Annotated in this window: 25 protein-coding genes and 1 tRNA gene; 11 read left to right on the forward strand and 15 right to left on the reverse strand. The window is 70.9% G+C overall.

Going from position 1 to position 25,427, the window contains the following annotated elements:
* Positions 1–59: 59 nt before the first annotated feature.
* Genes VA596_RS07160 through VA596_RS07175 form a run of 4 tightly spaced genes read right to left on the reverse strand, consistent with a single transcriptional unit; the run spans position 60 to position 2,491 of the window.
* Positions 60–1,205, reverse strand: coding sequence for a hypothetical protein (locus tag VA596_RS07160; protein WP_323324521.1), 1,146 nt, complete (start codon positions 1,203–1,205; stop codon positions 60–62).
* 37 nt (positions 1,206–1,242) lie between these two features.
* Positions 1,243–1,869 carry a hypothetical protein gene (locus VA596_RS07165; RefSeq protein ID WP_247058879.1) on the reverse strand — a complete coding sequence of 209 codons (627 nt, stop codon included), beginning with the start codon at positions 1,867–1,869 and terminating at the stop codon, positions 1,243–1,245.
* Entirely contained in the window at positions 1,869–2,324 is a 456-nt protein-coding gene (locus VA596_RS07170; RefSeq protein ID WP_323324522.1) for a RidA family protein, read from the reverse strand. The genes VA596_RS07165 and VA596_RS07170 overlap by 1 nt, the downstream gene beginning before the upstream one ends.
* 5 nt (positions 2,325–2,329) lie before the next feature.
* Positions 2,330–2,491: a DUF4177 domain-containing protein gene (locus tag VA596_RS07175; protein WP_020642049.1), complete on the reverse strand. Its 162-nt coding sequence runs from the start codon at positions 2,489–2,491 to the stop codon at positions 2,330–2,332.
* 153 nt (positions 2,492–2,644) lie between these two features.
* Here VA596_RS07175 and VA596_RS07180 point away from each other — a divergent pair, with 153 nt between their 5' ends.
* Genes VA596_RS07180 through VA596_RS07190 form a run of 3 tightly spaced genes read left to right on the forward strand, consistent with a single transcriptional unit; the run spans position 2,645 to position 5,040 of the window.
* Complete coding sequence (locus VA596_RS07180; protein ID WP_323324523.1) at positions 2,645–2,893, forward strand: hypothetical protein; 249 nt, start codon at positions 2,645–2,647, stop codon at positions 2,891–2,893.
* A 21-nt stretch (positions 2,894–2,914) separates the two neighbouring features.
* A complete protein-coding gene (locus VA596_RS07185; RefSeq protein WP_247058882.1) occupies positions 2,915–3,922 on the forward strand; it encodes an ArsA-related P-loop ATPase in 1,008 nt (335 codons plus the stop codon).
* Positions 3,919–5,040, forward strand: a complete 1,122-nt coding sequence (locus VA596_RS07190) for an ArsA family ATPase (protein ID WP_323324524.1) — start codon at positions 3,919–3,921, stop codon at positions 5,038–5,040. Before VA596_RS07185 ends, VA596_RS07190 begins: the two co-directional genes overlap by 4 nt.
* 42 nt (positions 5,041–5,082) lie before the next feature.
* Here the strand turns inward: VA596_RS07190 and VA596_RS07195 are convergent, their stop codons facing one another.
* Complete coding sequence (locus tag VA596_RS07195) at positions 5,083–5,379, reverse strand: WhiB family transcriptional regulator (protein WP_323324525.1); 297 nt, start codon at positions 5,377–5,379, stop codon at positions 5,083–5,085.
* A gap of 343 nt (positions 5,380–5,722) precedes the next feature.
* On the opposite strand from VA596_RS07195, the gene VA596_RS07200 reads away from it, so the two are divergent.
* Complete coding sequence (locus VA596_RS07200; RefSeq protein ID WP_323324526.1) at positions 5,723–7,897, forward strand: transglycosylase domain-containing protein; 2,175 nt, start codon at positions 5,723–5,725, stop codon at positions 7,895–7,897.
* Positions 7,898–7,900: 3 nt separating this feature from the next.
* On the opposite strand, the gene VA596_RS07205 is transcribed toward VA596_RS07200, so the two are convergent.
* The gene (locus VA596_RS07205; protein ID WP_323324527.1) at positions 7,901–9,658 is read right to left on the reverse strand and encodes a serine/threonine-protein kinase; all 1,758 of its coding nucleotides are present in this window, start codon (positions 9,656–9,658) and stop codon (positions 7,901–7,903) included.
* A 118-nt stretch (positions 9,659–9,776) separates the two neighbouring features.
* Here VA596_RS07205 and VA596_RS07210 point away from each other — a divergent pair, with 118 nt between their 5' ends.
* The gene (locus VA596_RS07210; RefSeq protein WP_323324528.1) at positions 9,777–10,757 is read left to right on the forward strand and encodes a metallophosphoesterase; all 981 of its coding nucleotides are present in this window, start codon (positions 9,777–9,779) and stop codon (positions 10,755–10,757) included.
* Between the two features lie 29 nt (positions 10,758–10,786).
* Positions 10,787–10,860, forward strand: a tRNA-Pro gene (locus tag VA596_RS07215).
* A gap of 49 nt (positions 10,861–10,909) precedes the next feature.
* On the opposite strand, the gene VA596_RS07220 is transcribed toward VA596_RS07215, so the two are convergent.
* Positions 10,910–11,680, reverse strand: coding sequence for a methyltransferase domain-containing protein (locus VA596_RS07220; RefSeq protein WP_323324529.1), 771 nt, complete (start codon positions 11,678–11,680; stop codon positions 10,910–10,912).
* 39 nt (positions 11,681–11,719) lie between these two features.
* Here VA596_RS07220 and VA596_RS07225 point away from each other — a divergent pair, with 39 nt between their 5' ends.
* Both VA596_RS07225 and VA596_RS07230 read left to right on the forward strand, forming a co-directional pair.
* Positions 11,720–13,570 (forward strand): prolyl oligopeptidase family serine peptidase, encoded by a 1,851-nt coding sequence (locus VA596_RS07225; protein WP_323324530.1) that lies wholly within the window; start codon positions 11,720–11,722, stop codon positions 13,568–13,570.
* A gap of 96 nt (positions 13,571–13,666) precedes the next feature.
* The gene (locus VA596_RS07230) at positions 13,667–14,866 is read left to right on the forward strand and encodes an IS30 family transposase (protein WP_323324531.1); all 1,200 of its coding nucleotides are present in this window, start codon (positions 13,667–13,669) and stop codon (positions 14,864–14,866) included.
* 22 nt (positions 14,867–14,888) lie between these two features.
* On the opposite strand, the gene VA596_RS07235 is transcribed toward VA596_RS07230, so the two are convergent.
* Together VA596_RS07235 and VA596_RS07240 are read right to left on the reverse strand one after the other, a co-directional pair.
* Entirely contained in the window at positions 14,889–15,074 is a 186-nt protein-coding gene (locus VA596_RS07235) for a tautomerase family protein (RefSeq protein ID WP_323324532.1), read from the reverse strand.
* 10 nt (positions 15,075–15,084) lie between these two features.
* Complete coding sequence (locus tag VA596_RS07240) at positions 15,085–15,711, reverse strand: TIGR03085 family metal-binding protein (RefSeq protein WP_323324533.1); 627 nt, start codon at positions 15,709–15,711, stop codon at positions 15,085–15,087.
* A 74-nt stretch (positions 15,712–15,785) separates the two neighbouring features.
* On the opposite strand from VA596_RS07240, the gene VA596_RS07245 reads away from it, so the two are divergent.
* Positions 15,786–16,853, forward strand: coding sequence for an NADH:flavin oxidoreductase/NADH oxidase (locus tag VA596_RS07245; protein WP_323324534.1), 1,068 nt, complete (start codon positions 15,786–15,788; stop codon positions 16,851–16,853).
* Positions 16,854–17,344: 491 nt separating this feature from the next.
* Entirely contained in the window at positions 17,345–18,733 is a 1,389-nt protein-coding gene (locus VA596_RS07250) for a glutamate decarboxylase (protein ID WP_323324535.1), read from the forward strand.
* Between the two features lie 48 nt (positions 18,734–18,781).
* On the opposite strand, the gene VA596_RS07255 is transcribed toward VA596_RS07250, so the two are convergent.
* From VA596_RS07255 to VA596_RS07265, 3 genes are all read right to left on the reverse strand, one after another.
* Positions 18,782–19,258 (reverse strand): Dps family protein, encoded by a 477-nt coding sequence (locus tag VA596_RS07255; protein WP_323324536.1) that lies wholly within the window; start codon positions 19,256–19,258, stop codon positions 18,782–18,784.
* A 34-nt stretch (positions 19,259–19,292) separates the two neighbouring features.
* Positions 19,293–19,715 carry an organic hydroperoxide resistance protein gene (locus tag VA596_RS07260; protein ID WP_323324537.1) on the reverse strand — a complete coding sequence of 141 codons (423 nt, stop codon included), beginning with the start codon at positions 19,713–19,715 and terminating at the stop codon, positions 19,293–19,295.
* Between the two features lie 135 nt (positions 19,716–19,850).
* Positions 19,851–20,423, reverse strand: a complete 573-nt coding sequence (locus VA596_RS07265) for an NADPH-dependent FMN reductase (protein ID WP_323324538.1) — start codon at positions 20,421–20,423, stop codon at positions 19,851–19,853.
* A 137-nt stretch (positions 20,424–20,560) separates the two neighbouring features.
* Here VA596_RS07265 and VA596_RS07270 point away from each other — a divergent pair, with 137 nt between their 5' ends.
* Positions 20,561–21,613, forward strand: coding sequence for an alpha/beta hydrolase (locus VA596_RS07270; protein ID WP_323324539.1), 1,053 nt, complete (start codon positions 20,561–20,563; stop codon positions 21,611–21,613).
* Positions 21,614–22,275: 662 nt separating this feature from the next.
* Here VA596_RS07270 and VA596_RS07275 read toward each other — a convergent pair.
* The 3 genes from VA596_RS07275 to VA596_RS07285 form a co-directional block, all read right to left on the reverse strand.
* Positions 22,276–22,806, reverse strand: coding sequence for a hypothetical protein (locus VA596_RS07275; protein WP_323324540.1), 531 nt, complete (start codon positions 22,804–22,806; stop codon positions 22,276–22,278).
* Positions 22,807–23,201: 395 nt separating this feature from the next.
* Complete coding sequence (locus tag VA596_RS07280) at positions 23,202–23,798, reverse strand: acyl-CoA-like ligand-binding transcription factor (RefSeq protein WP_323324541.1); 597 nt, start codon at positions 23,796–23,798, stop codon at positions 23,202–23,204.
* Entirely contained in the window at positions 23,779–25,305 is a 1,527-nt protein-coding gene (locus VA596_RS07285) for a DHA2 family efflux MFS transporter permease subunit (RefSeq protein WP_323324542.1), read from the reverse strand. The genes VA596_RS07280 and VA596_RS07285 overlap by 20 nt, the downstream gene beginning before the upstream one ends.
* Between the last annotated feature and the right edge of the window lie 122 nt (positions 25,306–25,427).

The following is a 25,427-nucleotide window of genomic DNA, read 5'->3' on the forward strand; positions in this document are numbered from 1 at the left end:
CCAGACAGTGAAAAGGCGGCACTTTCCCGGGAAAGTGCCGCCTTTTCGCGAGGGAGAACCTAGGGGGCGGTCCAGCCGCGCTGGTCACCACCGGAGCGGGACGCGCCGTTGAGCCGCATCTTCGCCGCTTCGGCCCGCTCGCGCTCGGCCAGCTCGGCGTGCAGCTCACGCAGCAGCGCCCGGTCGCGCTCGCTGAGGCTCGGGTCGTCCAGATCCAAGGCCGGCAGTTCGACGACCTCGTGCATCGACGGCTTGCCCGCGGCGATCTCGCGGCCCTTCTCCGGGTCCTCGGCCAGCGCCTGCCGCAGCTGCGCGACCTCGGCCGGGGTCAGGTCGGCCGTGCGCTCCGCCCGCGTCTCGGGCCGTTCCGACGACCGCGCCTTGCGGGGCGGCTCGGGCGCCGGTGGCGGCGGCGAAACGATCGGCACCACCGGGGCGACCGGCTCCGGTGCCGTGGTCGTCGCCGCGCTCGACCGCATGCTGTGCCTGCTGCCCGACTCCGCGACCGGTTCCGGCGACGCGGCGGCCGCCGGCTTCGCGGCCGGCTCGGGCCGGTAGGACGACGTGCTCGACGTCGCGCTCCCGGTCACCCACGCCGGCGACGCGGCCGCCGAAGCCGCCTGGTGGTACTCGGAGTGCGCGACGCCCGGACCGCTGACCTCGACGACCGAGTGGATGCCGGCCCGGCGCAGCGCCGTGTCGACGCGGAAGGCGACGGCGGGCGGGTTGCCCTCCGGGCCCAGCTCGACGAGCACCACGCGCTGCGGCAGCGCGCCCGGCACGCTCCCGGCCGGGGTGTTGCGCCACACCGCGTGCACCGACCGGACGTCCGGCAGCACCTGCAGCGTCCGGTCGAGGGCCTCGGCGATGCCGAACTCCGGGGAGTTCTCGCCGGTGAACCGGTGCGTGTTGACCGGGTCGGCCTCGTCGACCAGCAGGTCGTTCGCCAGCGTCGCGTCCGACCGGCTCATCTCCAGCACCAGCGCGAGTTCGCGCTGTTCGATGGAGCTGACCGGGATCCGGCCCGCGATGAGCGTGCCGGTCGTCAGCTCGACGGCCTCGTCGATGTGCGCGCGGGCGATCAGCTCACGTGCTTCGGTGAGCGCGCTGTCGTCGATGCGGCCCGCCAAGGCCAGCAACAGGTTGTGCAGGCGCAGGGGCACCGAGAACCCGTCCATGGGCGGGCCGTCGTGGACCTCCACCATTGCCTTGCTCCCTCCCGGCTCGCTGGCGGAGCGAGCGTTAAGCGGCTACGAGCCGGTTGCCCGCCACCGCGCCCACGCAGACCAGCTCTGAATCGGCCAGCGCGGCCCGGTGGTAGCCCGGCAGGTCGAATCGCGGCGGGATGACCTCGACGCTGGGCTCTTCGTCGCCCAGTACCCGCAGCACCCGCTGCAGTTCGCCGGTCAACCTCGGCAGCCCCGACAGCGCGGTGATCAGCAGGACACGCTTGGCCGTCCCTTGACCGACGACACCGACGTGCCGCCAGCTCTGCCGCACTTCCCCCACGTCCGGGCGTCCCCGCAACGTTGCGTGGATCAGAACGGACACGGAGTCGACCGAGTTAACCCATTCGGGCGCACTCGACGTGAATGTGTACCTGTTCTCGGTGACGTCGTCTACCCCCAGGGTCGAACTCACCTGGTGCCAGTCGGCGCCGTGCGGGATCAGCCCGGCCACGAGCAGCCGGTACTCGGTCTGGTCGAGGTCAATCCTGTGCTTAAGCAAAGACCTCGGCAGCGTCCGGGCGAGGGTGCCCATCGCGCCCTCGCCGAGCCAGTCCCGGAAGCGCCACAGCAGCTGGTCGGGCAGCCGCCCGGCCAGCCGGAGCAGCAGCTCGTGGGTGGACTGCTCGATGTCCGGATCCATCACTGCACCTCCACGATCAGTTCGACCTCCACCGGCGACCCGATCGGCAGCTCCGCGACGCCGACGGCCGAGCGGGCGTGGACACCCGCGTCGCCGAAGACCTCCCCGAGCAGTTCGGACGCGCCGTTGACGACCGCGGGCTGGCCGGTGAAGCCCTCCGCGGAAGCCACGAAGCCGACAACCTTGACGATCCGCGCGACGTTGTCAATGCCGACCAGTGCGTGCACCGCCGCGAGCGCGTTGAGCGCCGAGGTGCGCGCGTGCCCCTTCGCCTCCTCGGGGCTGATCTCCGCGCCGACCTTGCCGGTCGCGGCGAGCACGCCGTCGACGAAGGGCAGCTGACCCGAGGTGTAGACGTGCTTGCCGCTCTGCACGGCGGGCACGTAGGCGGCCAGCGGAGCGGCCACGCCGGGCAGCTCGACGCCGAGTTCCTTCAGCCGTTCGCTCCAGCTCACGCCGATCAGCCCTTCGGACGCTTGAGGTACGCGACGTGCTGCTCGCCCGTCGGGTTCGGCAGGACGGTGACCAGCTCCCAGCCGTCCTCGCCCCACTGGTCGAGGATCTGCTTCGTGGCGTGGATCAGCAGAGGGACCGTCGAGTACTCCCACTTGGTGGCGCTCATAGCCCGGGAGCGTAGCCAAGCGGGCAAGGGCGCCGGGGGCCGCCGCCGGAAAAGGGCCCCGGAAAGGGTTGACGTCCGGGTGACCCCGTCCGAGTGAACGATCACTCGTTGTGGGCCACCTCACATCCGGCGCCGGACCGCTAGCGTGGGCACGTGGAAACGTGGCGGGTGATCGCGACGGCCCTGCTGGCCGCGGCCGGGCTGCCGCTCGTGCTGGTCGTGATGGCGAAGGTGCGCGACCGGACGCAGAGTTCGGGGCAGGTCGCGCTCGGCGGCGTGGTCACGTTCACCCTCCTGGTGGTCGTCGGTGTGCTGATGCTCACGGTGCTGCCGGGCCTGGCCACCTGGCTGCTGGTGGCCGCCGTCGCGGCTGCGGTCAGCGTCATGCTGCTGGCCAGCTGAGCACCGGTTTAGGGTGAAGAAGTGACCACTTCCCATGCCGGCTGGACCGACGAGCTTGCCCGCGCCCGGCTGCACTTCGTCACCGGCAAGGGCGGGACCGGCAAGACGACGCTGGCGGCCGCGCTCGGCCTCGCGCTCGCCCGCGAGGGGCGCCGGGTGCTGCTGATCGAGGTCGAGGGCCGTCAGGGCATCGCCCAGCTCTTCGACACCGAGCCGCTGCCCTACGCCGAGCAGCGGATCGCGTCCGTCCCCGGCGGTGGTGAGCTGCGCGCGCTGCACATCGACGTCGAAGCCGCGCTGCTCGAGTACTTCGAGATGTTCTACAACCTGGGCTTCGCCGGCCGGACGCTGCGGCGGATGGGCGCGATCGAGTTCGCGACCACGCTCGCGCCGGGCCTGCGGGACGTCCTGCTCACCGGGAAGGTCAAGGAGTGCGTCGGGCGCACCGAGTCCGACGGGCGGCACACGTACGACGCCGTGGTCGTCGATTCGCCGCCGACCGGCCGGGTCGTCAAGTTCCTCGACGTCACCAAGGCCCTGACCGACCTGGCGAAGACCGGCCCGATCCGCGGCCAGGCCGACGGCGTCGTCCGGCTGCTGCACTCCGGCGAGACCGTGATCCACATCGCCACGCTGCTGGAGGAGATGCCGGTCCGCGAGACCGTCGAGGCCGTGGCCGAGCTGGACGGCGCCGACCTGCGCCCCGGCGCGGTGCTGGTCAACCGGGTCCGCCCGCCGCGGCTGCCGGCCCGCTCGGTGCTGGCCGCGGCCGACGGGCGCGTCGACGCCTCCCGCGTCCGCACCGGGCTCGCGTCGGCCGGGCTGAAGCTGCCCGACACCACGCTGGACGCGCTGGTCGAGGAGACCGTCGAGCACGCCGTGCGGGTCGCCGCCGAACAGCGGGCCCGCGAGCAGCTCGCCGAAGCCGACCTGCCGACGCTCGAGCTGCCGGACCTCACCGGCGGCGTCGACGTCGGGGCGCTCTACGAGCTGGCCGAGGCACTGACCGACCAGGGGGTGCGGCTGTGACCGACATCGACATCGACGCACTGCTCGACGCGCCGGAGAGCCGCGTGATCGTCTGCTGCGGTTCCGGCGGCGTCGGCAAGACCACCACCGCCGCGGCCCTGGCGCTGCGCGCGGCCGAGCGCGGCCGCCAGACCGTCGTGCTCACCATCGACCCCGCGCGGCGCCTGGCGCAGGCGCTCGGCCTGCGCGAGCTGGGCAACCACCCGCGGCAGGTGCAGGTCGAAGGGTTCGAACCCAAGGGCGAGCTGTGGGCGATGATGCTCGACATGCGCCGCACGTTCGACGACATGGTGCGCGTGCACGCCGGGCCGGAACGCGCCGAGCAGCTGCTGCAGAACCCCTTCTACCAGACCATTTCCACGTCGTTCTCCGGCACGCAGGAGTACATGGCGATGGAGAAGCTGGGCCAGCTCGCGGCCACCGGCGACTGGGACCTGATCATCGTCGACACCCCGCCGAGCCGCTCCGCGCTGGACTTCCTCGACGCGCCGACCCGGCTTTCGTCCGCGCTGGACGGCCGGATGATCCGGCTGCTCACCGGCCCGGCGAAGGCCGGCGGCTGGGGCCTGCGCAAGGTCGTCAACGCCGGGTTCTCGATGTTCGCCAAGGCCGTCTCGACGATCATCGGCGGCCAGCTGCTGACCGACGCGTCGGCGTTCATGCAGGCCTTCGACAGCATGTTCGGCGGCTTCCGCGAGCGCGCCCGCAAGACCGCCGAGCTGCTGCGCTCGTCGGGGACGTCGTTCCTGGTCGTGGCCGCGCCGGAGCCGGACGCGCTGCGCGAGGCGTCCTACTTCGTCGAACGGCTCTCGGCCGAGTCGATGCCGCTGGCCGGGCTGATCGCGAACCGGACGCACCCGGTGCTCGCGAAGCTGTCCGGCAGCGAGGCGCTGGCCGCGGCCGAGTCCCTGCAGGAGGGCGACGTGAACGCGCCGCTGGCCGAAGCCGTGCTGCGGCTGCACGCCGACCGCGTCGAGCTCGCCGGCCGTGAGGAACGGCTGCTCGCGCGGTTCACCCGGGCCCACCCCGAGGTGGCGCTGGCCCGGGTGCCCGCGCTGGCCGGTGACGTGCACGACCTCGAGGGCCTGCGCGACATCGGCGTGAAGCTCGCGTCGTGAGTGTTTAGGGCGGTTCTAACCGCCCTAAACACTCACGAGCGGTCAGCCGACTTCGACCCGTTCCAGGGCGTCCCTCTTGGCCGCTTCGAGCAGCTCGGCCCAGCTCACCACGTCGGGACGGCGGCGCAGCAGGGCCCGCCGTTCCCGTTCGGTCATACCGCCCCAGACACCGAAGTTGATCCGGCCGTCGAGTGCTTCGGCGAGGCATTCCGTGCGGACCGGGCAGCCCATGCAGACGGCTTTCGCCCGGTTCTGCTCCGCACCCCGGACGAACAGGCCGTCCGGATCGGCGTCCCGGCAGGACGCGTTGATTCGCCAGCTCGACTGGTTGGTTTCCATACCCCCAGCTCCCTACCTGGTGTTCGACGCACCAGCGGGGAAAGGCACTGCGCTCCTTGCCCCCGCGAGCGTGTCTCCCTCTGCTCACGTCGGTTGACCGGGCACCTCCCCGGTGCCGGTGCCGCCGTTCGGACCAAGCGAGCTCCCACTCGCATTGATCCGTCTGACGGCTTTTCTTCGTGAGACGTTGACGGACTGTAGGGGCCCTCGGTTCCCCCCGCCAAGACCTAGAATGCCTTCTGTTACCAGATGTCACCGAAGGGGGTCGGTTTTGTCACTGAACTCACACCTGTGGGGACACGGCGTCACCGGCGCCTGACTCACTCCGGGTAGCCTGGCCCTCGTGCGAAAAGCGGATGGTTTGTTCAAGCTCATCGGCCTCTGCCTGCTCGCGGGGGTGCTCGTCGCCGGCATGCTCTTCCCGGTCGTGGGGGCGGCCGGTGTGATGTCGAACCAGGCCAGCGAGACCGTCGAGAAGACGTCGTCCGACCTCGCGGACATCCCGCCGCCTCTGGTCACGACCGTCACCGACAGCGCCGGCACCCCGATCGCGACGTTGTACGACCAGTACCGGCTGCCGATCAACGAGAACCAGATCAACGAGGCCATGAAGTGGGCCCTGGTCTCGGTCGAGGACAAGCGGTTCTACGACCACCACGGCGTCGACTGGCAGGGCACGCTGCGCGCGGCCGTCAGCAACAGCACCGGCGCGGACACGCAGGGTGCGTCGACGATCACGCAGCAGTACATCAAGAACTACCTGATCAACGTCGTCTACCGCGGTGACACGGTCGGGCAGAAGAAGGCCCAGGAGCAGTCGGTCGCCCGCAAGCTGAAGGAAGCGCGGATCGCGATCCAGCTCGAGACGAAGCTGACCAAGCAGCAGATCCTGGCCGGCTACCTGAACATCGTCGAGTTCTCCCGGCAGATCTACGGGATCGGCGCCGCCGCGCACGCGTACTTCAACACCACGCCGGAGAAGCTGACCGTGCCGCAGGCCGCGCTGCTGGCCGGCCTGGTGAACAACCCGATCAACAACGACCCGTGGAAGCACGCGGACAAGGCGACCGCGCGCCGCAACCTGGTCCTCGACCGGATGGTCGAGAACAAGAAGCTGGCCAAGGCCGACGCCGACCGCTTCAAGGGCGAGCCGCTGGGTGTCGTGCCGGACTTCCCGGCGAAGCCGCCGGCCAACTGCATCGGCGCGGGCCCGGAGGCCGGGTTCTTCTGCCAGTACGTCGAGGACTACCTGGTCAAGTCCGGGATGAGCAAGGACCAGCTCTACACGGGCGGCTACACGATCAAGACGACGCTGGACCAGCGGGCCAACCACGAGGCGAAGGTCTCGGCGGAGGCGCAGGTCAAGAAGACCCAGCCGTACGTCGCGAACACGCTGTCGCTGATCCGGCCGGGCAAGAACCGGCACGAGGTGGTGGCGCTGGCGGCCAACCGCGACTACGGCCAGGACCAGGATCAGGGCCAGACGACGTACGCGCTGCCCGCGGGTGTCTACAACACGGGTGGCGCCGGGTCGACGTACAAGATCTTCACCACGGCCGCGGCGATGGAGAAGGGCGTGGCGGGGATCTACTCGCCGATCGAGGTGCCCGACTCCTACACCTCCCGCGTGTTCACCGGTGGCGCGAAGACGTGCCCGCCGACCGGGCCGCCCCTGCGTTCGAACTGGTACTGCGTGGGCAACGCCGGTGACTACAGCCGGATCGCCCAGGGCGCGACGGTGCAGACCGCACTCGCGACCTCACCGAACACCGCTTTCGTCGAACTGGAAGACCGGCTGGGCAGCACGGCACCGGGCATCGACATGGCCAAGCGGCTCGGCATGCGCGACACGATGGCGAGCAACATCGGCGGCGGCACGGTCGACCCGAAGGCGGACAAGGCCGAGAAGAGCCAGAGCCAGGCCGAGTACTACGGCCCCCGGCCGGGCTGGCCGGGCTTCGGCGCGTTCACGCTGGGCTTCTCGCCGCTGAGCGGCCTGGAACTGGGCAACGTCGCGGCGACGATCCTCTCCGGCGGCGTCTGGTGCCCGCCGACGCCGATCGCCGGCGTGACCGACCGCAACGGCCAGCCGGTGCCGGTCAAGGAAGCCGGCTGCGAGCAGGCGGTGCCCGAAGGCCTGGCGAACACCCTGGCCGTCGGCATGAGCAAGGACGACCAGCCGGGCGGCACGTCGGCGGCCGCCGCGGCCGCCGTCGGCTGGGACCGCCCGATCATCGGCAAGACGGGCACCACGCAGGGCAACGTCTCTGCGACCTTCGTCGGCGGCACGCCCCAGATGGCGGGCGCGGCGATGACGTTCAAGTTCGGCGGCGGCCAGGGCGGTATCTGCGACGCGGGCCCGGGCAACGTCCGGGTCTGCGGCAGCGGGAACATCTTCGGCGGCAAGGCCCCGGCGCGGACGTGGTTCGGCGCGATGAAGAACATCATGGACGGCAGCCAGCCGCACGTGGACCTGCCGCAGCCCGACCCGCAGTACATGGGCGGGCCGGGCCGGTAGCCCTCAGCCGGGCATGTCCACCAGGATCTGCTCGTTCCACCAGTAGTAGAGCTGGTCCAGCTGGTCGGTGTTCGTGACCTTCGTGGACAGGAGGATGCCGGCCGTGAGGGTCTTCGCGTCCGTCCACACCAGCTGGGCCGGCTCGCCGAGGAAGCACGTCAGGTAGTCGCCCGGGACCGGGTTGCGGGTCTCCGCGCGGTAGTACGTGCCCCAGATCTTCGGGTACTTCAGCGGCCGGCAGGCGCCCTGCGCGTCGTTGCGGGTGAGGCCCTGGGTCTTGACGATGTCCTGGAAGAACGCGTCCATCGCCGCCGCGTCGGCGAAGCGCAGGAACTTCGCGCCCGTCGGCTGGGGGAAGACCACGTTGCCCGACTTGACGTCGCCGACGTTCGAATCGCCGCACTCGACGGCGGCGGCCGCGCCGGCCGGGGTCGCCGCGTCTTCGCACGTGTTCTGCTTGTAGACCGCCGGAAGCGCCGCATACAGCTTCTCGTCGTGCTGCGGTGGCGGCGGTTTCGATTCCGATGTGGACGGTGGTGGCGTCGAGGACGACGACGTGGCGGGCGGCGTCGACGTCGCGGGCGGGTTGACGGTCACTGGCGGCGTCGGCCCCGGGCTGCCCGTCTGGGTCGTCTTGTCCCTGCTCACGAAGTACGTGACCAGCAACGCGACCACGACGATCCCGGCGAGCGCGCTGCACAACGCGATCCACCGGCCCCGCGGGGACTTCGGCGGCTGCGGCGGGGACGGCGCCGGCCCGGTCATCGGCCGCGGGCCCGTCGGCGGGCCGGGGTACGGCCCGGTCGGCGGGCCGACGTAGGTCGGGCGCGGCGGCGTCATTGGCGCGGACACGGCGTGCTGCGCCGGGAGAGTCGGCATCGGACGTGGCGGGGTCACCGGTCCGGGCAGGGTCTTCTGCCACGTCGGGATCGGCACCGGCGCCGACGTCGGCGTGGCCAGCGCGTTCCGGACGGCTTCGGCGAACGCGGCCGCCGTCGGGTAGCGGTCGGCCGGGTTCTTCGCCATCCCGCGCGCCACCACGGCGTCCAGCGCGGCCGGCACGCCCGGCCGCGCCTGCGAAAGCACGGGCGGCGGCGCGGTCAGGTGCGCGCCCATCTGCGCGGCCGCACCGTCGGCCTGGAACGGACGGTGCCCGGTGAGGCATTCGAAGAACACGCACGCAAGCGCGTAGACGTCGACGAGCCCGGTGATCGGGGCGTCGCCGAAGCGTTCCGGCGCCATGTAGTCGAGCGTGCCGATCACGTTGCCGGTGCCGGTGATGGACGTGCCCTCGCCGCTCATCGAGCGCGCGATGCCGAAGTCCACGAGGTACACGAAGTCGCCGGTCGTGACGAGCACATTCGACGGCTTGACGTCGCGGTGCACCAGGCCGTCCTCGTGCGCGGCGTCCAGCGCGCCCGCCACCTGCTCGACGATCCCCGCCGCGCGCCCGGGCGTCAGCGGCCCGTCTTCGAGCAGCTCCTTCAGGTCCTTGCCCTCGACCAGCCGCATGTCGAGGTACAGCTGCCCGTCGATCTCCCCGTACGCGTGGATCGGGATCACGTGCGGCTCCCGCAGCCGCGCCACGATCTGCGACTCACGGCGGAACCGCGCGCGGAACGCCTCGTCCGCCGCGTTCGGCCCGGACAACAGCTTCAGCGCGACGACGCGGTCGTGCGCCGTGTCGTAGGCGCGGTGGACCTCGCCCATGCCACCGCGGCCGAGCAGGCCCTCGATCCGGTACGGCCCGAACTGCTCCATCGCTCTCCCCAAGCCCCCCGGCTCGATTCCCTTCTACGGGCCGACGCAAATGCTAAGCGGCAGGTTCCCCGTAACGGCGGCGAAGTCATCCAACTGTTGAGCACGTATCCTGGACCCCGTGAGCACGCTCAGTAACAAATCCACGTCGGGGGCGAAGGCGGCACGCCTCGCCGCGGGGACGCTGGCGCTCGGCGCCGCGACCCTCGGTTACGCCGTCGGCATCGAACGGCGCCACTGGACCCTGCGCACCGCCGAGCTCCCGGTGCTCGCGCCGGGGTCGCGACCGTTCACCATCCTGCACGTTTCGGACCTGCACATGCTGCCGAGCCACCACAGCAAGCAGCGCTGGGTCGCCGCCCTGAACGAGCTGAACCCGGACCTCGTCGTCAACACCGGGGACAACCTGTCGCACCACCAGGCCGTCCCGTCGGTGCTGCGCGCGCTCGGCCCGCTGCTCGAGCGGCCCGGCGTGTTCGTCTTCGGCAGCAACGACTACTACGCGCCGAAACCCAAGAACCCGGCCCGCTACCTGATGCCGAAGGGCAAGAAGAAGCGCATCCACGGCGTCCAGCTGCCGTGGCGCGACCTGCGCGCGGCGTTCGTCGAGCACGGCTGGACCGACCTGACGCACGTGCGCCGCACGATCGACGTCGGCGGGCAGCGGGTGTTCGCCGCCGGCGTCGACGACCCGCACCTGCGCCGCGACCGCTACGCCGACATCTCCGGCCCGGCCGACAGCGGCGCGGCCGTCCGCATCGGCGTGACGCACTCGCCGGAGCCGCGGGTCCTCGACACGTTCGCCACGGACGGTTACGACCTCGTGCTCGCCGGCCACACCCACGGCGGCCAGCTGCGTCTCCCGGGTTACGGCGCGATCGTCACCAACTGTGACCTGGATCGCAGCCGCGCCCGCGGCGCCTCCCGCTGGGGCGCGCACATGTGGCTGCACGTTTCGGCCGGCCTTGGCACGTCGCCGTGGGCCCCGGCGCGGTTCGCGTGCCCGCCGGAAGCGAGCCTGTTGACGCTGGTCCCGCGCGGATCGGGCGCCGACGAACCCCGTAAGGCGGCCCGCCGTAAAGCCCGCGACAACGTCCGCTAGACTTCTCCACGACCCGTTAAGCAGTACCTCGGGGTGTGGCGCAGCTTGGTAGCGTGCCTCGTTCGGGTCGAGGAGGTCGTGGGTTCGAATCCCGCCACCCCGACGAGTAAGAGCCGGTGTCTTCGGACACCGGCTCTTCTGGTTTCCGGGTACTACCGCGTCGCGGTCAGTTCCACCCAGCACTGGCTGAAATCGCCGTCACCACTTCTGACCCACGTCCACGCGGATCGCGCGGCGCTCGCCAGCTGGTCCCGGTCCCGGCCGTAGTCGGGGTCCGCGATCGCCGCGTCCAACCGGGACTCGACGTACTTCGCGAGGTCCCGGTACGTCATGTCCTCGCGGTAGCGGGCGCGCGAGACGATCTCCGTGAACCCCGCCGCCGCGCAGTGGTCGGCGATCCGGCGCCCGGCGAACGGGTCACCGCCCGCCCGGCGGCGCAGGAGGTAGTGGCCGCGCAGGGCCGCGTCGACGTTCGCCGTCTTCGGGCGCAGCCGCGCCTTGCTCCAGTCCGAAGTGGACAGCGCGAGCCTGCCGCCCGGCTTCAGGACGCGACGCAGCTCCGCCAGCGCGTCCAGCGGTGCGGCGAGGTGCTCGAACAGCGCGTGCGAGAACGCGACGTCGAAACTGCCGTCGGCGAACGGCAGCCGGTAGGCCGACGCCGCCAGGAAGTCCACAGTGGACCGACCGGCGCGGCGCGCGACGTCGCGCGCCATCGCGATCTGGCCGGCGTCGACGTCGACCCCGGTGACGCGCGACTCGGCGCCCAGCCCCAGCGTGATCGAGCCCGGGCCGCAGCCGAGGTCGACCACCCACATCCCCGGCCCGAACAGCGGCTGGGCGAACGTCGCGCGCTCGGCAGCCGTGCGCGCGGACATCATCGAAACCGCGTCTCGCCCGTAGCCCGGCGCGTAACCCTCCAGCACCCCGCACACAGTACGGCCAGAAGGTGGCAGGATCGAGGGGTGAGCACGCAGTCAGCCAACCAATATCCGCCCGCGGTGGTCCCGGACCGGCTGTTCGACGAGGCCGAGACCGAAGCCCGCTGGCGCGCCCGCTTCCACGCGCCGCGCATTTCCGTGCCCGACTGGGCTCGCGACGCCCCCGATTCGAACCTTTACGTCTCCAATTCCAGCGGTGTCTGGGAGGTCTACGCCTGGAACCGGGCGACCGGCGAGCACCGCCGCGTCACCGATCGGCCCAACGGCACCATGCACGCCACGCCGTCCCCGGACGGCGAGTGGATCTGGTGGTTCGACGACACCGACGGCGACGAGTTCGGCTCGTGGGTGCGCGAGCCGTTCGCCGCGACCGAGGGCAGCAAGCCCGAGAACGCGGTGCCGGACGTCCACGACGGCTACCCGGCCGGCCTCGAGATCGGCACGAAGCTCGTCGCGGTCGGCGTCTCGACCGACGACGGCAGTGAGCTGTTCGCCCGGATCGACGGCGAGACCCACCGCTTCTACAGCCACGCGGACGACGCCGGCATCACGTCGCTCTCCCGCGACGAGAGCCTGATCGCCATCTCCCACTCCGAGCACGGCGACTCGCGCCACCCGGCGCTGCGCGTGCTCGCGACCGACGGTTTCGCTGCGGTCGCCGAGAAGTGGGACGGCGAGGGCAAGGGCCTGTCCGCCCTGGAGTTCTCCCCGCTGCCCGGCGACCAGCGGCTGCTGGTCCTGCACGAACGGCGGGGCCGCGAGGAGCTGCTGGTCTGGGACGTCCGCGAGGACACCGAGACGGAGATCGAGCTGGACCTGCCCGGCGAGGTCGTCGCCGGCTGGTACCCGGACGCGCGGGCCCTGCTCGTCGTCCACTTCCACGAAGGCCGCAGTGCGTTGTACCGCTACGACCTCGACTCGGCCGAGCTGTCCTCTGTGGACACTCCGGCGGGCCGGATCGGCGGCGCCGGCGTCCGTCCCGACGGGACCGTCGAGTACTCCTGGTCGAGCGCGGCCGAGCCGGCCGCCGTCCGGGCGCGCACGGCCGACGGCGCCGACGCGGTGCTGCTCGAGCCGCCGGGCGACCGGGCACCGGGGTCCGAGCCGGTGACCGACGCGTTCGTCGAAGGGGTCGGCGGGCGGATCCACGCGCTGGTCTCGCGGCCGTCCGGGGCGCCGGAGGGTCCGCTGCCGACGGTGTTCTCCCTGCACGGCGGCCCGCACGCGGCCGACGAGGACCGCTTCTCGGCCTACCGCGCGACCTGGCTCGACGCCGGGTTCGCCGTGGTCGAGGTCAACTACCGCGGCTCGACCGGCTACGGCTCGGCCTGGCGCGACGCCATCGAGGGCCGTCCGGGGCTGACCGAACTGGAGGACGTCGCCTCGGTGCACGACTGGGCCGTCCAAAGTGGACTCAGCGACCCGAAGAAGTGCGTCGTCAACGGCGCTTCGTGGGGCGGTTACCTGTCCCTGCTGGCGATCGGCACCCAGCCGACCCGGTGGGCGGCGGCCGTCGCCGGGGTGCCGGTGGCCGACTACGTCGCCGCGTACGAGGACGAGATGGAGCAGCTGCGCTCGTTCGACCGCGCGCTCTTCGGCGGTTCGCCCGACGACGTGCCGGCGGTGTACCGGGAGTGCTCGCCGATCACGTACGTCGACGCCGTCACGGCGCCGGTGCTCGTGCTCGCGGGGGACAACGACCCGCGCTGCCCGATCCGGCAGATCGAGAACTACCTCGACCGGCTGGGCGGGCGCGAGCTGCACCACGAGTTCTACCGCTACGACGCCGGCCACGGCTCGCTGGTGATCGCCGAGACGATCAAGCAGACCTCCATCGAGGTCAACTTCGCCCAGCGGGCGCTCGGCCTGCGCTAGTCCGTGAAGGCCACCTTGAGGGACTCTGAGTCCCTCAAGGTGGCTCGGAGTCATGGGGTCGTTGCAACACCACCTCAATGAAAGGTGGGATTGCAGATGGTGCGAGTGCACCGCTGGCTACCACGATCAGTCCAGCTGGACTTCTGGGACCAGATCCGGGCCGGGACGGCAGCGAAGCCGGCCGCGACAGCGGCCGGCTTCGCCCCGACTACCGGGGTGCGGCTGTTCCGCCAAGCTGGCGGGGTGATCAGCAACGCACCAGCCCGGCTTGGCCCAACCCGGTTGAGCATCGCCGAGCGGGACGAGATCGCCTGCCTCACCGCCGCAGGTCACGGCCCCCGAGCCATCGGCCGCGCGATCGGACGCCCGGCCTCGACCGTGTCACGGGAACTGGCCCGCAACACCGGCCTGACCGGCAACTACCGGGCCAGCAGCGCCCAGCACCGGGCCGAGCACCGCGCGAAACGCCCCAAACCGGCGAAGCTGGCCACCGACCGCGCGTTGCGGACGGTGGTGCAGGCCGGGCTGAACCGCAAGTGGTCGCCCCGGCAGATCTCCGAGAGACTGGTCCTGGATTTTCCTGACCGGCCGGAGATGCGGGTGTCACACGAAACGATCTACCAGTCGCTGTATGTGCAAGGCCGAGGTGCGTTGCGCCGGGAGCTGACGGCGGCGTTGCGGACCGGGCGGGCATTGCGGATGCCGCAACGCCAGGCCCAGGCCCGCCGGGGACGGCCCTCGGGCGGGATCCAGGACATGGTCAACGTCAGTGAACGGCCGGCCGAGGTCGCTGACCGGTCCGTCCCGGGTCATTGGGAAGGGGACCTGATCCTGGGCAAGGACAACCGGTCGGCGATCGGGACGCTGGTGGAACGCTCGACCCGGTTTGTGATGTTGCTGCACCTGCCCGACGGACGGGACGCGGCCACGGTCGCGGTGGCGATGACGGAGATGATCGCGACGTTGCCGCCGTTGCTGCTGGGGTCGTTGACCTGGGATCAGGGCAAGGAGATGGCCCATCACCGGAAGATCACCGTGGACACCGGGTTGGAGATCTACTTTTGTGACCCGCACTCGCCGTGGCAGCGGGGCAGCAACGAGAACACCAACGGTCTCCTGCGTCAGTACTTCCCGAAAGGCACCGACTTGTCCCAGCATGACGCGGCGGAGTTGGTGCGGGTGGCGGCGGAGTTGAACGGGCGGCCGCGGGAGACCCTCGGCTGGCGAACACCAGCCGAGGTCCTCACCGCGTTACTCTTCGAGCAGCAGACACCGGGTGTTGCAACCACCGCGTGAATCCGCCTGGCCTTCACGGCTTTCAGCGATCGGAGTGCAGGACGCCGCCGGTGGCCCAGTGGTCCGCGCCCACCTCGATCAGCGTCACCTGGACGCCCTCCGGCTTACCCCCGCAGGTGCGGATGAAGGCGTCCGTCAGCTCGCGCACCAGGGCGCTCTTCTGCGCGGGCGTGCGGCCGGGGAACATCGAAACACTGATCATCGGCATGGCGCACAGCCTAGAGCCCCCGCTTGACCGCCTGAAGCTTCGCGACGGCGGCGGGGTCACCCTGGAAGTCCAGGTTCACGGCGTCGCGGCCGAACACGAACAGCAGCAGGTCGACCGGGTCCCCGACGACCGTCACCGGGTCCGGCCCGGTCTTGACCGCGGCCTCGCGGCCGTCGGTGGTCCGGAGGGTGACGCCGACCGGCGACTTGCGCAGGTTGAGCTTCGCGGCGCCCTTCGCCGAGCGCCACGCGGTGGCGTCCCGGGCCGGGTCGGCCGGGCGCGCCTTCCAGTCCGGCTGAGCACGACGGACGTCCTCGTGGTGGACGAGGAACTCCGCGCCGTTGGTCAGCTCGTCGAGCGGGCCGATCGAGGTGGGCCAGAACTTCGACGGCCCCTGCCGCACCTGGTCGACCAGGTTCGGCCACGGCTTCGCGGCGTAGCGGTCCTGGACCTTCTTCGTGTACCCGGCGAGCGCGGGCACGGCGATGCCCGGCGCGGCATCGACCCGGTGCTCGCGCACGACGAGGTGCGCGGCGAGATCCCGCGTCGTCCAGCCTTCGCACAACGTCGGCGCGTCGGGCCCGAGGTCTTCGAAGAGCGAGCTCAACGCCTGACGTTCGTCTGCAGCGACACCCATGGGTGTGACGCTACTCGCCGGTACCCGCGCTGGCGACGGGAAGAGACCGCGGGCACGTGTCGTTGACCGGAGTTGTGAGCCGACTCTTCAGCCCGATCACCGTCCGCGGCCTGACGCTGCCGAACCGCGCGTGGGTGTCCCCGATGTGCCAGTACTCCGCGACCGACGGCCTGCCGGGCGACTGGCACCTCGTCCACCTCGGCCAGTTCGCCACCGGCGGCGCCGGCCTGGTCCTGACCGAGGCCACCGCCGTCACGCCCGAAGGCCGGATCAGCCCGCAGGACACCGGCATCTGGAGCGAGGCGCACGCCGACGCGTGGCGCCGGATCGTGGACTTCGTGCACGCCCAGGGCACGTCGATCGGCATGCAGCTGGCCCACGCGGGCCGCAAGGGATCGACGAAACGCCCGTGGGAAGGCTCCGGCAGCGTCCCTGTCGACGAGGGTGGCTGGCAGAGCGTCGGCGCGGACCGGCAGGCGTTCGGCCCGTACGCCCCGGCGCGTCCCCTTTCGACGGACGAGGTGAGCGCGCTGCCGGCGGCGTTCGCGGCCGGGGCGCGCCGAGCCCTGGACGCCGGGTTCGACCTGCTCGAGCTGCACTTCGCGCACGGGTACCTGGTGCACCAGTTCCTGTCGCCGCTGTCGAACTCCCGCACGGACCGCTACGGCGGCGACTTCGAGGGCCGCACCCGGCTGGCGCTGGAGATCACCGACGCGGTGCGTGCCGAGGTGGGTCAGTCGGTGCCGTTGTTCGCGCGGCTGTCGTCGTCCGACTGGACGGAAGGCGGCTGGACGATCGAGGACTCGGTGCGTCTCACGAAGCTGCTGGCGGAGCGGGGTGTCGACCTGATCGACGCGTCCTCGGGCGGCAACACCCCGAACCCGGACATCCCGGTCGGGCCGGGCTACCAGGTCCCGTTCGCCGCCCGGATCCGCTCCGAGACGGGCGTGCCGACCGGCTCGGTGGGCATGATCACCGACCCGGAGCAGGCGGAGGAGATCGTCGCCTCGGGTTCGGCGGACGCGGTCTTCCTGGCCAGGGCCCTGCTGCGCGACCCGCACTGGCCGCTGCGCGCGGCCAACGTCCTCGACGGCGACGTTCGCTGGCCGGACCAGTACGCCCGCGCCAAGTCCTGGCACTGACCTCTTGGCTCGCGTGACCCGCGTGATCGAGGCCGTATCCCAGGTGACCGGCCTCGTCTCCCGCGTGATCGAGGCTGTATCCGCGTGATCGGACCCGTGTTTCGCGTGATCGGACCCGTCTCCCTCGTGATTGACCCGTCTCCCGCACGATCGGCCCGTCTCCCGCACGATCGGCCCGTCTCCCGCACGATCGGCCCGTCTCCCGCACGATCGGCCCGTCTCCCGCACGATCGGCCCGTCTCCCGCGTGATTGGGCCCGGAACCGGCGAGTTCCAACCCTCATCACGCGGGTTCGGGGCCCGATCACGCGAGGCCCGGCTTCGATCACGTCGGTTCCGTCCTTGATCACGCGAGTTCCGGGTCCAATCACGTGGGTTCTGCTCGCGATCCGGCGCTGATTTTTGCCGCGAAAGGTCGGTTCCGGTCCGATTCGGACCAGGACCGACCTTTCGCGCGCGCCGCTGTCGGCGGATGGCGCTAACGTCGCTTTCATGGTGTTGCATCAGGGGAAAACCGACAGCCCGAGCCGCGTCGGCGGCACGAATCCGATGTACGCCGGGACCAACCCGGCGCTCGCGTCGGGCTTCGTCATGCCGCACGACAAGCTGCTTGACACGCCACTGCCGCCGGACACGGCGCTGCAGCTGGTGCGTGACGAGCTGATGCTCGACGGCAACGCCCGCCTGAACCTCGCCACGTTCGTCACGACGTGGATGGAGCCGCAGGCGCGTGAGCTGATGGCCGAGTGCGTCGACAAGAACATGATCGACAAGGACGAGTACCCGCAGACCGCCGAGCTGGAGCGGCGCTGCGTGAACATCCTCGCCGACCTGTGGCACGCTCCCGACCCGGCCGACGTCATGGGCTGCTCGACCACCGGGTCGTCCGAGGCCTGCATGCTCGCCGGGATGGCGCTGAAGCGGCGCTGGTCGAAGCTGGGCCGCACCGGGAAACCGAACCTGGTGATGGGCGTGAACGTCCAGGTCTGCTGGGAAAAGTTCTGCGAGTACTGGGAGGTCGAGCCGCGGCTGGTACCGATGGAGGGAGACCGGTACCACCTCTCCGCGGAGGAGGCGGTCGCGCGCTGCGACGAGAACACGATCGGTGTGGTGGCGATCCTCGGGTCGACGTTCGACGGCAGCTACGAGCCGGTGGCCGAGATCGCGGCGGCGCTCGACGCACTGCAGGAGCGCGCGGGCTGGGACATCCCGGTGCACGTCGACGGCGCGTCCGGCGCGATGATCGCGCCGTTCCTCGACCCGGACCTGGAGTGGGACTTCCGGCTGCCGCGGGTCGCGTCGATCAACACCTCCGGGCACAAGTACGGGCTGGTGTACCCGGGTGTCGGCTGGGTGATCTGGCGGAACCAGGCGGCGCTGCCGTCGGAGCTCGTGTTCAACGTCAACTACCTGGGCGGCGACATGCCGACGTTCGCGCTCAACTTCTCCCGCCCCGGCGCCGAAGTCGCGGCGCAGTACTACACGTTCGTCCGGCTCGGGCGCGAGGGATTCCGCGCGGTGCAACAGGCGTCGCGTGACGTGGCGATGCACCTGTCGGCCGGGATCGCCGGCCTGGGCCCGTTCGAGCTGCTGACCCGCGGCGACCAGCTGCCGGTGTTCGCCGTGACCACCCGCCCGGACGCGGGCTTCGACGTGTTCGACGTCTCCCGCAGGCTGCGCGAGCGCGGCTGGCTGGTGCCGGCGTACACGTTCCCGGACAACCGCACGGACCTGGCGGTGCTGCGGATCGTGGTCCGCAACGGCTTCACGCACGACCTGGCGGACCTGCTCCTGGCCGACCTGGCGCGGATCCTCCCGGAGCTGCAGGAGGAAGGAGGCCGCCCCAAGGACCCAGCCAAGGCGACGGCGTTCCACCACTGAGCGCGCGAAAGGCCGGCTCCCGTGGGAACCGGCCGTTCGCGGACGAGGTCAGGCCTGCTGGGCCTGCCACATCCAGTGCGCCTCTTCGAGGGCACGGGTGATCTCGATCAGCAGGTCCTGCGTCACGAGGTCGCTCTTGTCGGTCTCGTCGATGCGCTTGCGCAGCCGCCCGATGAGGGCCGAGAGGATGTCGACGATCGCGGCGACCGTCGACTCGACCGACTGCCAGTTGTCCGGGTAGTCGGGCAGCCCGGAGCTCTCGACGACGGTCTTCGCCTTGCCGTTCGGCGAGACGCCGATGGCGTTCGCCCGCTCGGCGACCTGGTCGACGTACTCGCGCGCGGTGGTCACGAGCTCGTCGAGCTGCAGGTGCGCGCTGCGGAAGTTCGCGCCGACGACGTTCCAGTGCGCCTGCTTGGCGATCAGCGAGAGATCGACGAGGTCGACCAGCGTCGCCTGGAGGGCGTTGCCGGTGATCTCCTTGTCGGCCTCGGCCAGCGGGCTCTTGATCGGAGAGGTGGACATGTGCGGTGATCCTTTCCTCGAACTGAGGCGGGGATCAGACGGTCGCGGAGAGCGCGACCTCGATGTTCCCGCGGGTGGCGTTGGAGTAGGGGCAGACCTGGTGGGCCTGCTCGACCAGCTGGTCGGCCTGCGCCTGCTCGGCACCCGGCAGCGAGACCTTCAGCGCGACGCCGAGTCCGAACCCGACGTCCTGCTTGAGGACGCTGACCTCGGCCGTGACGGTCGTGTCGTGCAGCGGCACCTTGGCCTGACGCGCGACCAGCTGCAGCGCGCTGTGGAAGCACGCCGAGTAGCCGGCGGCGAAGAGCTGCTCGGGGTTCGTCTTGTCCCCGCCGGGGCCACCCATCTCCTTCGGGATGGCCAACGACTCGTCGATGACGCCGTCGGACGAGGTGACCTCGCCGTTGCGGCCGTCTCCGCGTGCCGTCGCCACCGCGGTGTAGATCGCCTGACCCATTCTTCGCCTGCTTTCTGTCCGGGGACGCTCGGCGTCGAGCGTCTCACTGGGAACAACATCCCGCAGCCGCGGAACAGTGCCCCTACATGGCAGGCATCACGTACTTCGGTTACCCGGCAACGACCGGGTGAAACTTTAGGAGTGGCGCGACACGGCGAACTCGGCGACCTGGCGGCCGATCAGGCGAAGCGTGCGGATGCTCTTCTCGTCGGACGCGCCGCCGCCGTCGTCGAACTTGGTCTCGGCCGAGTTGATCGAACCACCCAGCGGTGTGGCCCAGCCGCGCAGCGCGTGCGTGATCGTGCGCAGCTGCTCGAGCGTCGTCACCGCGGCTTGCCAGCCGTAGGCGACGGCGGCGAGGCCGACGGCGCGCCCGTCGAGGTAGGGGCGGACGTCGTCTCGGAGGTCCTCGACGTAGTCCAGGGCGTTCTTGACCAGCCCGGACAGCGCGCCGTGGTAGCCGGGCGAGACGACGATGAGGCCGTCGGCGTGGCGGACGGCGTCGACGAGTTGCTTCGCGCGTTCGTCACGCTCCAACTCGCCCGCGTCGTAAAAGGGCAGCACCAGGTCCGGCCCCGACAGCAGCCGCGTCCGGACGCCGGTTTCCGCGGCCGCGGCGAGCGCGATCTGCAACGCGCGTTCGGACTGCGAGCCCTCGCGCAGAGAGCCGCCGATCCCGAGCACATTGACCGTCCTGGCTGAAGTCACGCTTTCCAGGCTAACCCCTCCACTTAACTGGAGGACCAGACTTTGGGACGGAGGCCCCGGTCACACCCGGCGCCGCACTGGACCTGCTACCTACCGACAAGTAACATCTGCGCCGCACCGATGCACAGGAGGCAACGATGGCGATCCCGTTCCCGGTCCGCGTCCAGGCCGCCGCGTCCCAGCTCGCGTTCTGGCTGCCCCGGCCGGTGCGGCGGGCGGTGGCGGGCCGCCCGGTGCGCCTCGACGGGCAGGACCTCGCGCTCGACGCCCAGCTGCTGCTGCGGCTGCAGAAGATCGCCCGCGCGGAGCTGGTCAGCGGCTCGGTCGAAAGCTCCCGCGCGCTGCTCGACGTGGGCAGGCACCTGGTGAGCGGCAAGCCGATCGAGCCGGTCTCGGTGCGCGAGATCGCCGTGCCGACGCCGGACGGCGACCTGCCGGCGACGCTCTACACGCCGGTCGGGCTGCCGGAGAAGTCGCCGCTGCTGGTGTTCTTCCACGGCGGCGGCTGGGTGATCGGCACCCGCGCGAGCCACGACAACGCCGTCCGCTTCCTGGCCAAGCACGCCGGCGTGCGGGTGCTGTCGATCGAGTACCGGCTGGCCCCGGAGTTCCCGTTCCCGGCAGCCGCCGACGACGCACTGGCGGCGTTCGACTTCGCCCACGCCAAGGCCGGCGACCTAGGCGCCGACCCAGCGCGGATAGCGGTCGGCGGCGACAGCGCGGGCGGCAACCTCGCCGCGGTGACGGCCCAGCAGGCAGTACGCCGCGGCGGCCCGGCACCGGCGTTCCAGCTGCTGATCTACCCGGCAACGGACTTCGCGCAGCGCTACCGCTCACAGGACCTGTTCGCCGAAAACCTGTTCCTCACCGACGTGCACATGAAGTGGTTCGAGGGCCACTACGTGCCGAAGGGCAGCGACCTGACCGACCCGCGCTTGTCCCCGCTGCGCGCGGACGACCTGAGCGGCCTTCCCCCGGCCCTGGTGGTGACAGCGGGCTTCGACCCCCTGCGCGACGAAGGAGAGGCATACGCGAAGAAGCTCGCCGACGCCGGAGTCGAGGTGGCGCTGCGCCGCCACGAGGACCTGATCCACGGATTCATCAACTTCACCGGGGTGGGCACAAGATTCCGCGAAGCCCTAGCCGAAATGGCCGGCGCCCTGCGGCAGGGTCTGTCCATTCGCGACTGACACCGGGGCCAGGATTGTCCACATGGGACGGACTACACCTGAGTGACCGGCACAACCACCGCAGCCGAGCCTGCCACGGTGATCGAACGCACCCAGAGGCGCGGACACCGGCCTCGGCGACCGGGCATCACCAAAACCGCGAACTGCCACCGCAGCCATAGCTGCCGCGGGCGACTGAGCACCCCCGGACGCCCGGCGGGCCAGCCCCGGCGCTCAGGTGGCGCCAAGAGCGAGAGTCTCCTGCGGGTGACCGAATGCGCGGAGGTTTGCCAGACCAGCCTCGGCGACCGGGCTTGCCAAGAGCGAGAGCTACCGCCGCAGCCGTGCCTGCCACGGGTGAACGGCGGATCAGCCCCGGCGACCAGGCATCACCAAGAGCGCGAGCTACCGCCACAGCCGAACCTCCCGCAGGCGATCGAACGCGAAGACGCCCGCCGGACCAGCCTGGGCGACGGGCATCACCAAGAGCGCGAGCTGCCACCGCAGCCGAACCTCCCGCAGGCAACCGAACGCGCGGACGCCCACCGGACCACCCCTCGGCGACCGGGCTTGCCAAGAGCGCAAGCTGCCACCGGCACCGCCCCGGGAAACGACCCGGAGCCCGGCGCGGAGGAATGTCCGCGGCCGGGCTCCGGGCCCCCCTGTTTCTGCGGTAGACGTACTCAGCCTGCCGGTACAGGCAGGGGCGGGACCGGCAGCGGCGGCACCGGGAGGCCGCCCAGCAAACCGCCCAAGATGCCCGTTACCGCGCCCAGCAGGGCCTTCACCAGGTCGCTGACGATCTTCAGCGGGCCCGGCAGGTCCGGCAACGACGGGATCGGCAGCGGCAACGGTGGCAGCTGGCGCGCCTTGGCCGTCGGGTCGGTCAGCAGCCGGGCGGACTCGTCCGCGCGGCCCTTGGCCAGCCCGGCGAGCTGCTGGGTGTCGGTCTGGATCGTGTAGCGCTTGCCGGCGGCGATGTCCGACAGCACCGGGCTCATCTGGCCCAGGTCGGACCGCGTGGCGCCGACGTTGCCCGCGTAGGCCACCTTGGTCAGGTCGTCACGCATTTGCAGAACCTGCGCGGCGAGGGCCTGGGTGCTGGAGGAACCCTTGCCCCCGTCCGGGCTCGCCGAAGCGATCCCCGCCGTCGCGACTGCCAGCAGACTGCCGGCGGCTACCAGGGCGATGGACCGCCCGAACTTGCCTTTCATACCCTTTACCTCCTGGCCTCGGGAGACCTGACGGGTTAAAGCGATACCCGCCGTATCGGAGATAAGCCACCCGATCACCGGATAGGGAAGTTTTCTAACCCTTACGTGCCGGATGCGGAAGCGGCGAACTCGACCGCAATTGATTAACGGCAAAACCTTGCGCCTCCCCCTGAAGATCATCCCGGGCGAGCCGAGGCATCACAGCTGGTCACCGTCGTCCACTATGGAACACTTCGGTCACCCACACAGGCGTAAACGGTGATCTTTTCGCTTCATCACTCCGCTGGACCGCGTGTCGAAACTGCTCCAGAAGGGCGTCCCCCACGCTCGCACCGCCACCCACACGATTCCCCGGAAACCGCTTCCCGAGGTGGAAGCACAAACCGGAGAATGCTTCAAAGCGGAAGACCGGCCTCCAAATGGGCGAAGGCGTCGTCGAGGGAATGCAGGAGGCGGTCCGGGTCGCCGCCCGCGGTGTAGAACGCCGCGAGCACGACGCCGACGACCGCGCCCGCCCAGTTGCGGACCTCGAAGTCGGTCGCGGACCGGCCGACGCGCCGGGCGGCGAGGTCGGCGAGCAGGTCTATGCCGTCGCCGTACTGCTCCAGCATCGGGGCGCGCAGCTCCGGCTCGTTGAACACCAGCAGCTGCCGGTCGCGCTCGTCCTGCCAGGCGTCCTCCGGCATCCTCTCGTAGACCTCGCGCAGCGTCGCCCGGAGCGCGCCCATCAGGCTCAGCTCGGCCGGCTGGGCCAGCGCGGCCTCGACCATCAGCGGGTCGAGGGCGTCGTAGAGGACCGTCGCCTCCTTCGTCGGGAAGTACCGGAAGAAGGTGCTCGGCGAGATCTCCGCGGCGGCCGCGATCTGGTCCACCGTCGTGGCCGCGTAACCCCGCTCGCGGAACAGCCGCAACGCGTGCCGCTGGATCGCGGCCCGCGTCCTGGCCTTCTTCCGTTCCCGCAACCCCTGGGGCTCAGCCGGCGACGACGTCATGCTCCGATTCTCGCGGCTCGGTCCCGGCGGCCACACGGCCGGGCAGGAACAGCACCGCCAGGACGGCACCGGCGACGCCGAGCCCGGCGCAGACCCACAGCGTCGCCGCCATGCCGTCGGCGAACGCGGCCCGCGCGGAGTCGGCGAGGGCGGGCAGGTGGAGCTTCCCGGCCACGGCGACCGCGCCGGACGCGCTGCCCCGCGCCGCGTCGGCCACCGGCCCCGGCAGGCCGTCGACGGCGACGCCGGCGCGGTAGACGCCGTTGAGGACCGTCCCCAGCACCGCGACGCCGATGGTGCCGCCGACCTGGCGCAGCACCTGGATGAGCGCGGAACCGGCACCCGAGCGGCCTTCGGTGAGCGCGCCCATCGCCATCGACATCAGCGGCGGCAACGTGCACCCGGTGCCGAGGCCGATGACGATCTCCCAGCCGAGGGTCAGGCCGTACCCGGACGCGGCCGACGTCGTCGAACCCCAGCCCAGACCGGCCGCGAGCAGCAGGAACCCGCCGGTGACGACCACCCGCACCCCGAACACGGCGACCAGCCGCTCGGCGATCTTCGCCGAGACCAGCATCCCGCCGATCAGCGGCAGCAGCCGCAGCCCGGTCTGCAGCGCGTCGGCGCCCTGCACCGCCTGGAACAGCTGCGGCAGCACGAACAGCAGGCCCATCAGCGCGAACGACGCGACGGTCGCGAGCACCGCGCCCCAGACGAACCGCGGCTCCCGGAACAACCCGAGGTCGGCGAGCGGCGCGGCCACCCGCGTCTGCTCCCACCAGAACACCGCGAGCAGCGCGGCGCCGAGCGCGACCAGCCCGTACGTCATCGGGTCGGCCCAGCCGTGCTCACCCGCGTAGACGAAACCGTAGGTGAGCGCGACGAGCCCGGCCGCCGACAGCGCGATGCCGGCGTAGTCGATCGCGCCCGCGCCGGAGCCGCGGGTCAGCGGCACCAGGAACAGCACCGCGACCAGGCCGACGACGGTCAGCGGGACGTTGATCAGGAACACCGAACCCCAGGCGAAGTGGTCGAGCAGCCAGCCGCCGAGCAGCGGGCCGAGCGGGATGCCGACGAACGTCGCCAGCACCCAGGTCGTCAGCGCCTTCGCCCGCTCTTCCGGCGGGAACAGGACGTTGAGCAGCGAGAGCGACAGCGGGATCAGGAACGCGGCGCCGACGCCGAGCACGACCCGGGCGGCGATCAGCTCGCCGGGCGAGGTCGCGAAGGCGCACCACAGGGACGCCAGCCCGAACACCGCGAGGGCGCCGAGCAGCAGCTTCTTCGGGCCGAACCGGTCGCCGAGCAGACCGGCGGGCAGCAGCAGCGCGGCCAGCGCGAGCGTGTAGGCGTTGCCGAACCACTGCAGCTGCGTGGTCGTGGCGCCGAGGTCGACGGCGAGTGTCGGCACGGCCACGTTCAGCACGGTCAGGTCCAGGCCGACGGTCAGCAGGCTCACCGCGAGCGCTCCGAGCGCCCACCACCTGCGCGGATACAACTGATTCATAGTGACCACCACTTGATAGTTACTACCAAATGAGAGTAGCTCTCAAAATATTCGAGCGCCAGGACCACGCAGCGCGAGAAACAAGTTGCACGCGCGTACCACCTTGGGTTCTCATCGAGGTG

The organism is Amycolatopsis heterodermiae, from assembly GCF_034929455.1.
Lineage (GTDB): Bacteria > Actinomycetota > Actinomycetes > Mycobacteriales > Pseudonocardiaceae > Amycolatopsis > Amycolatopsis heterodermiae.

Bases quoted from the DNA above. Each gene is read 5' to 3' on its own strand.
- VA596_RS07195 (WP_323324525.1), bottom strand. From the start codon at position 5,379: ATGGAAACCAACCAGTCGAGCTGGCGAATCAACGCGTCCTGCCGGGAC.
- VA596_RS07280 (WP_323324541.1), bottom strand. From the start codon at position 23,798: ATGACGTCGTCGCCGGCTGAGCCCCAGGGGTTGCGGGAACGGAAGAAG.
- VA596_RS07175 (WP_020642049.1), bottom strand. From the start codon at position 2,491: ATGAGCGCCACCAAGTGGGAGTACTCGACGGTCCCTCTGCTGATCCAC.
- VA596_RS07250 (WP_323324535.1), top strand. From the start codon at position 17,345: ATGGTGTTGCATCAGGGGAAAACCGACAGCCCGAGCCGCGTCGGCGGC.
- VA596_RS07270 (WP_323324539.1), top strand. From the start codon at position 20,561: ATGGCGATCCCGTTCCCGGTCCGCGTCCAGGCCGCCGCGTCCCAGCTC.
- VA596_RS07160 (WP_323324521.1), bottom strand. From the start codon at position 1,205: ATGGTGGAGGTCCACGACGGCCCGCCCATGGACGGGTTCTCGGTGCCC.
- VA596_RS07275 (WP_323324540.1), bottom strand. From the start codon at position 22,806: ATGAAAGGCAAGTTCGGGCGGTCCATCGCCCTGGTAGCCGCCGGCAGT.
- VA596_RS07240 (WP_323324533.1), bottom strand. From the start codon at position 15,711: ATGGGTGTCGCTGCAGACGAACGTCAGGCGTTGAGCTCGCTCTTCGAA.
- VA596_RS07165 (WP_247058879.1), bottom strand. From the start codon at position 1,869: ATGGATCCGGACATCGAGCAGTCCACCCACGAGCTGCTGCTCCGGCTG.
- VA596_RS07260 (WP_323324537.1), bottom strand. From the start codon at position 19,715: ATGGGTCAGGCGATCTACACCGCGGTGGCGACGGCACGCGGAGACGGC.
- VA596_RS07230 (WP_323324531.1), top strand. From the start codon at position 13,667: ATGGTGCGAGTGCACCGCTGGCTACCACGATCAGTCCAGCTGGACTTC.
- VA596_RS07255 (WP_323324536.1), bottom strand. From the start codon at position 19,258: ATGTCCACCTCTCCGATCAAGAGCCCGCTGGCCGAGGCCGACAAGGAG.
- VA596_RS07205 (WP_323324527.1), bottom strand. From the start codon at position 9,658: ATGGAGCAGTTCGGGCCGTACCGGATCGAGGGCCTGCTCGGCCGCGGT.
- VA596_RS07235 (WP_323324532.1), bottom strand. From the start codon at position 15,074: ATGCCGATGATCAGTGTTTCGATGTTCCCCGGCCGCACGCCCGCGCAG.
- VA596_RS07285 (WP_323324542.1), bottom strand. From the start codon at position 25,305: ATGAATCAGTTGTATCCGCGCAGGTGGTGGGCGCTCGGAGCGCTCGCG.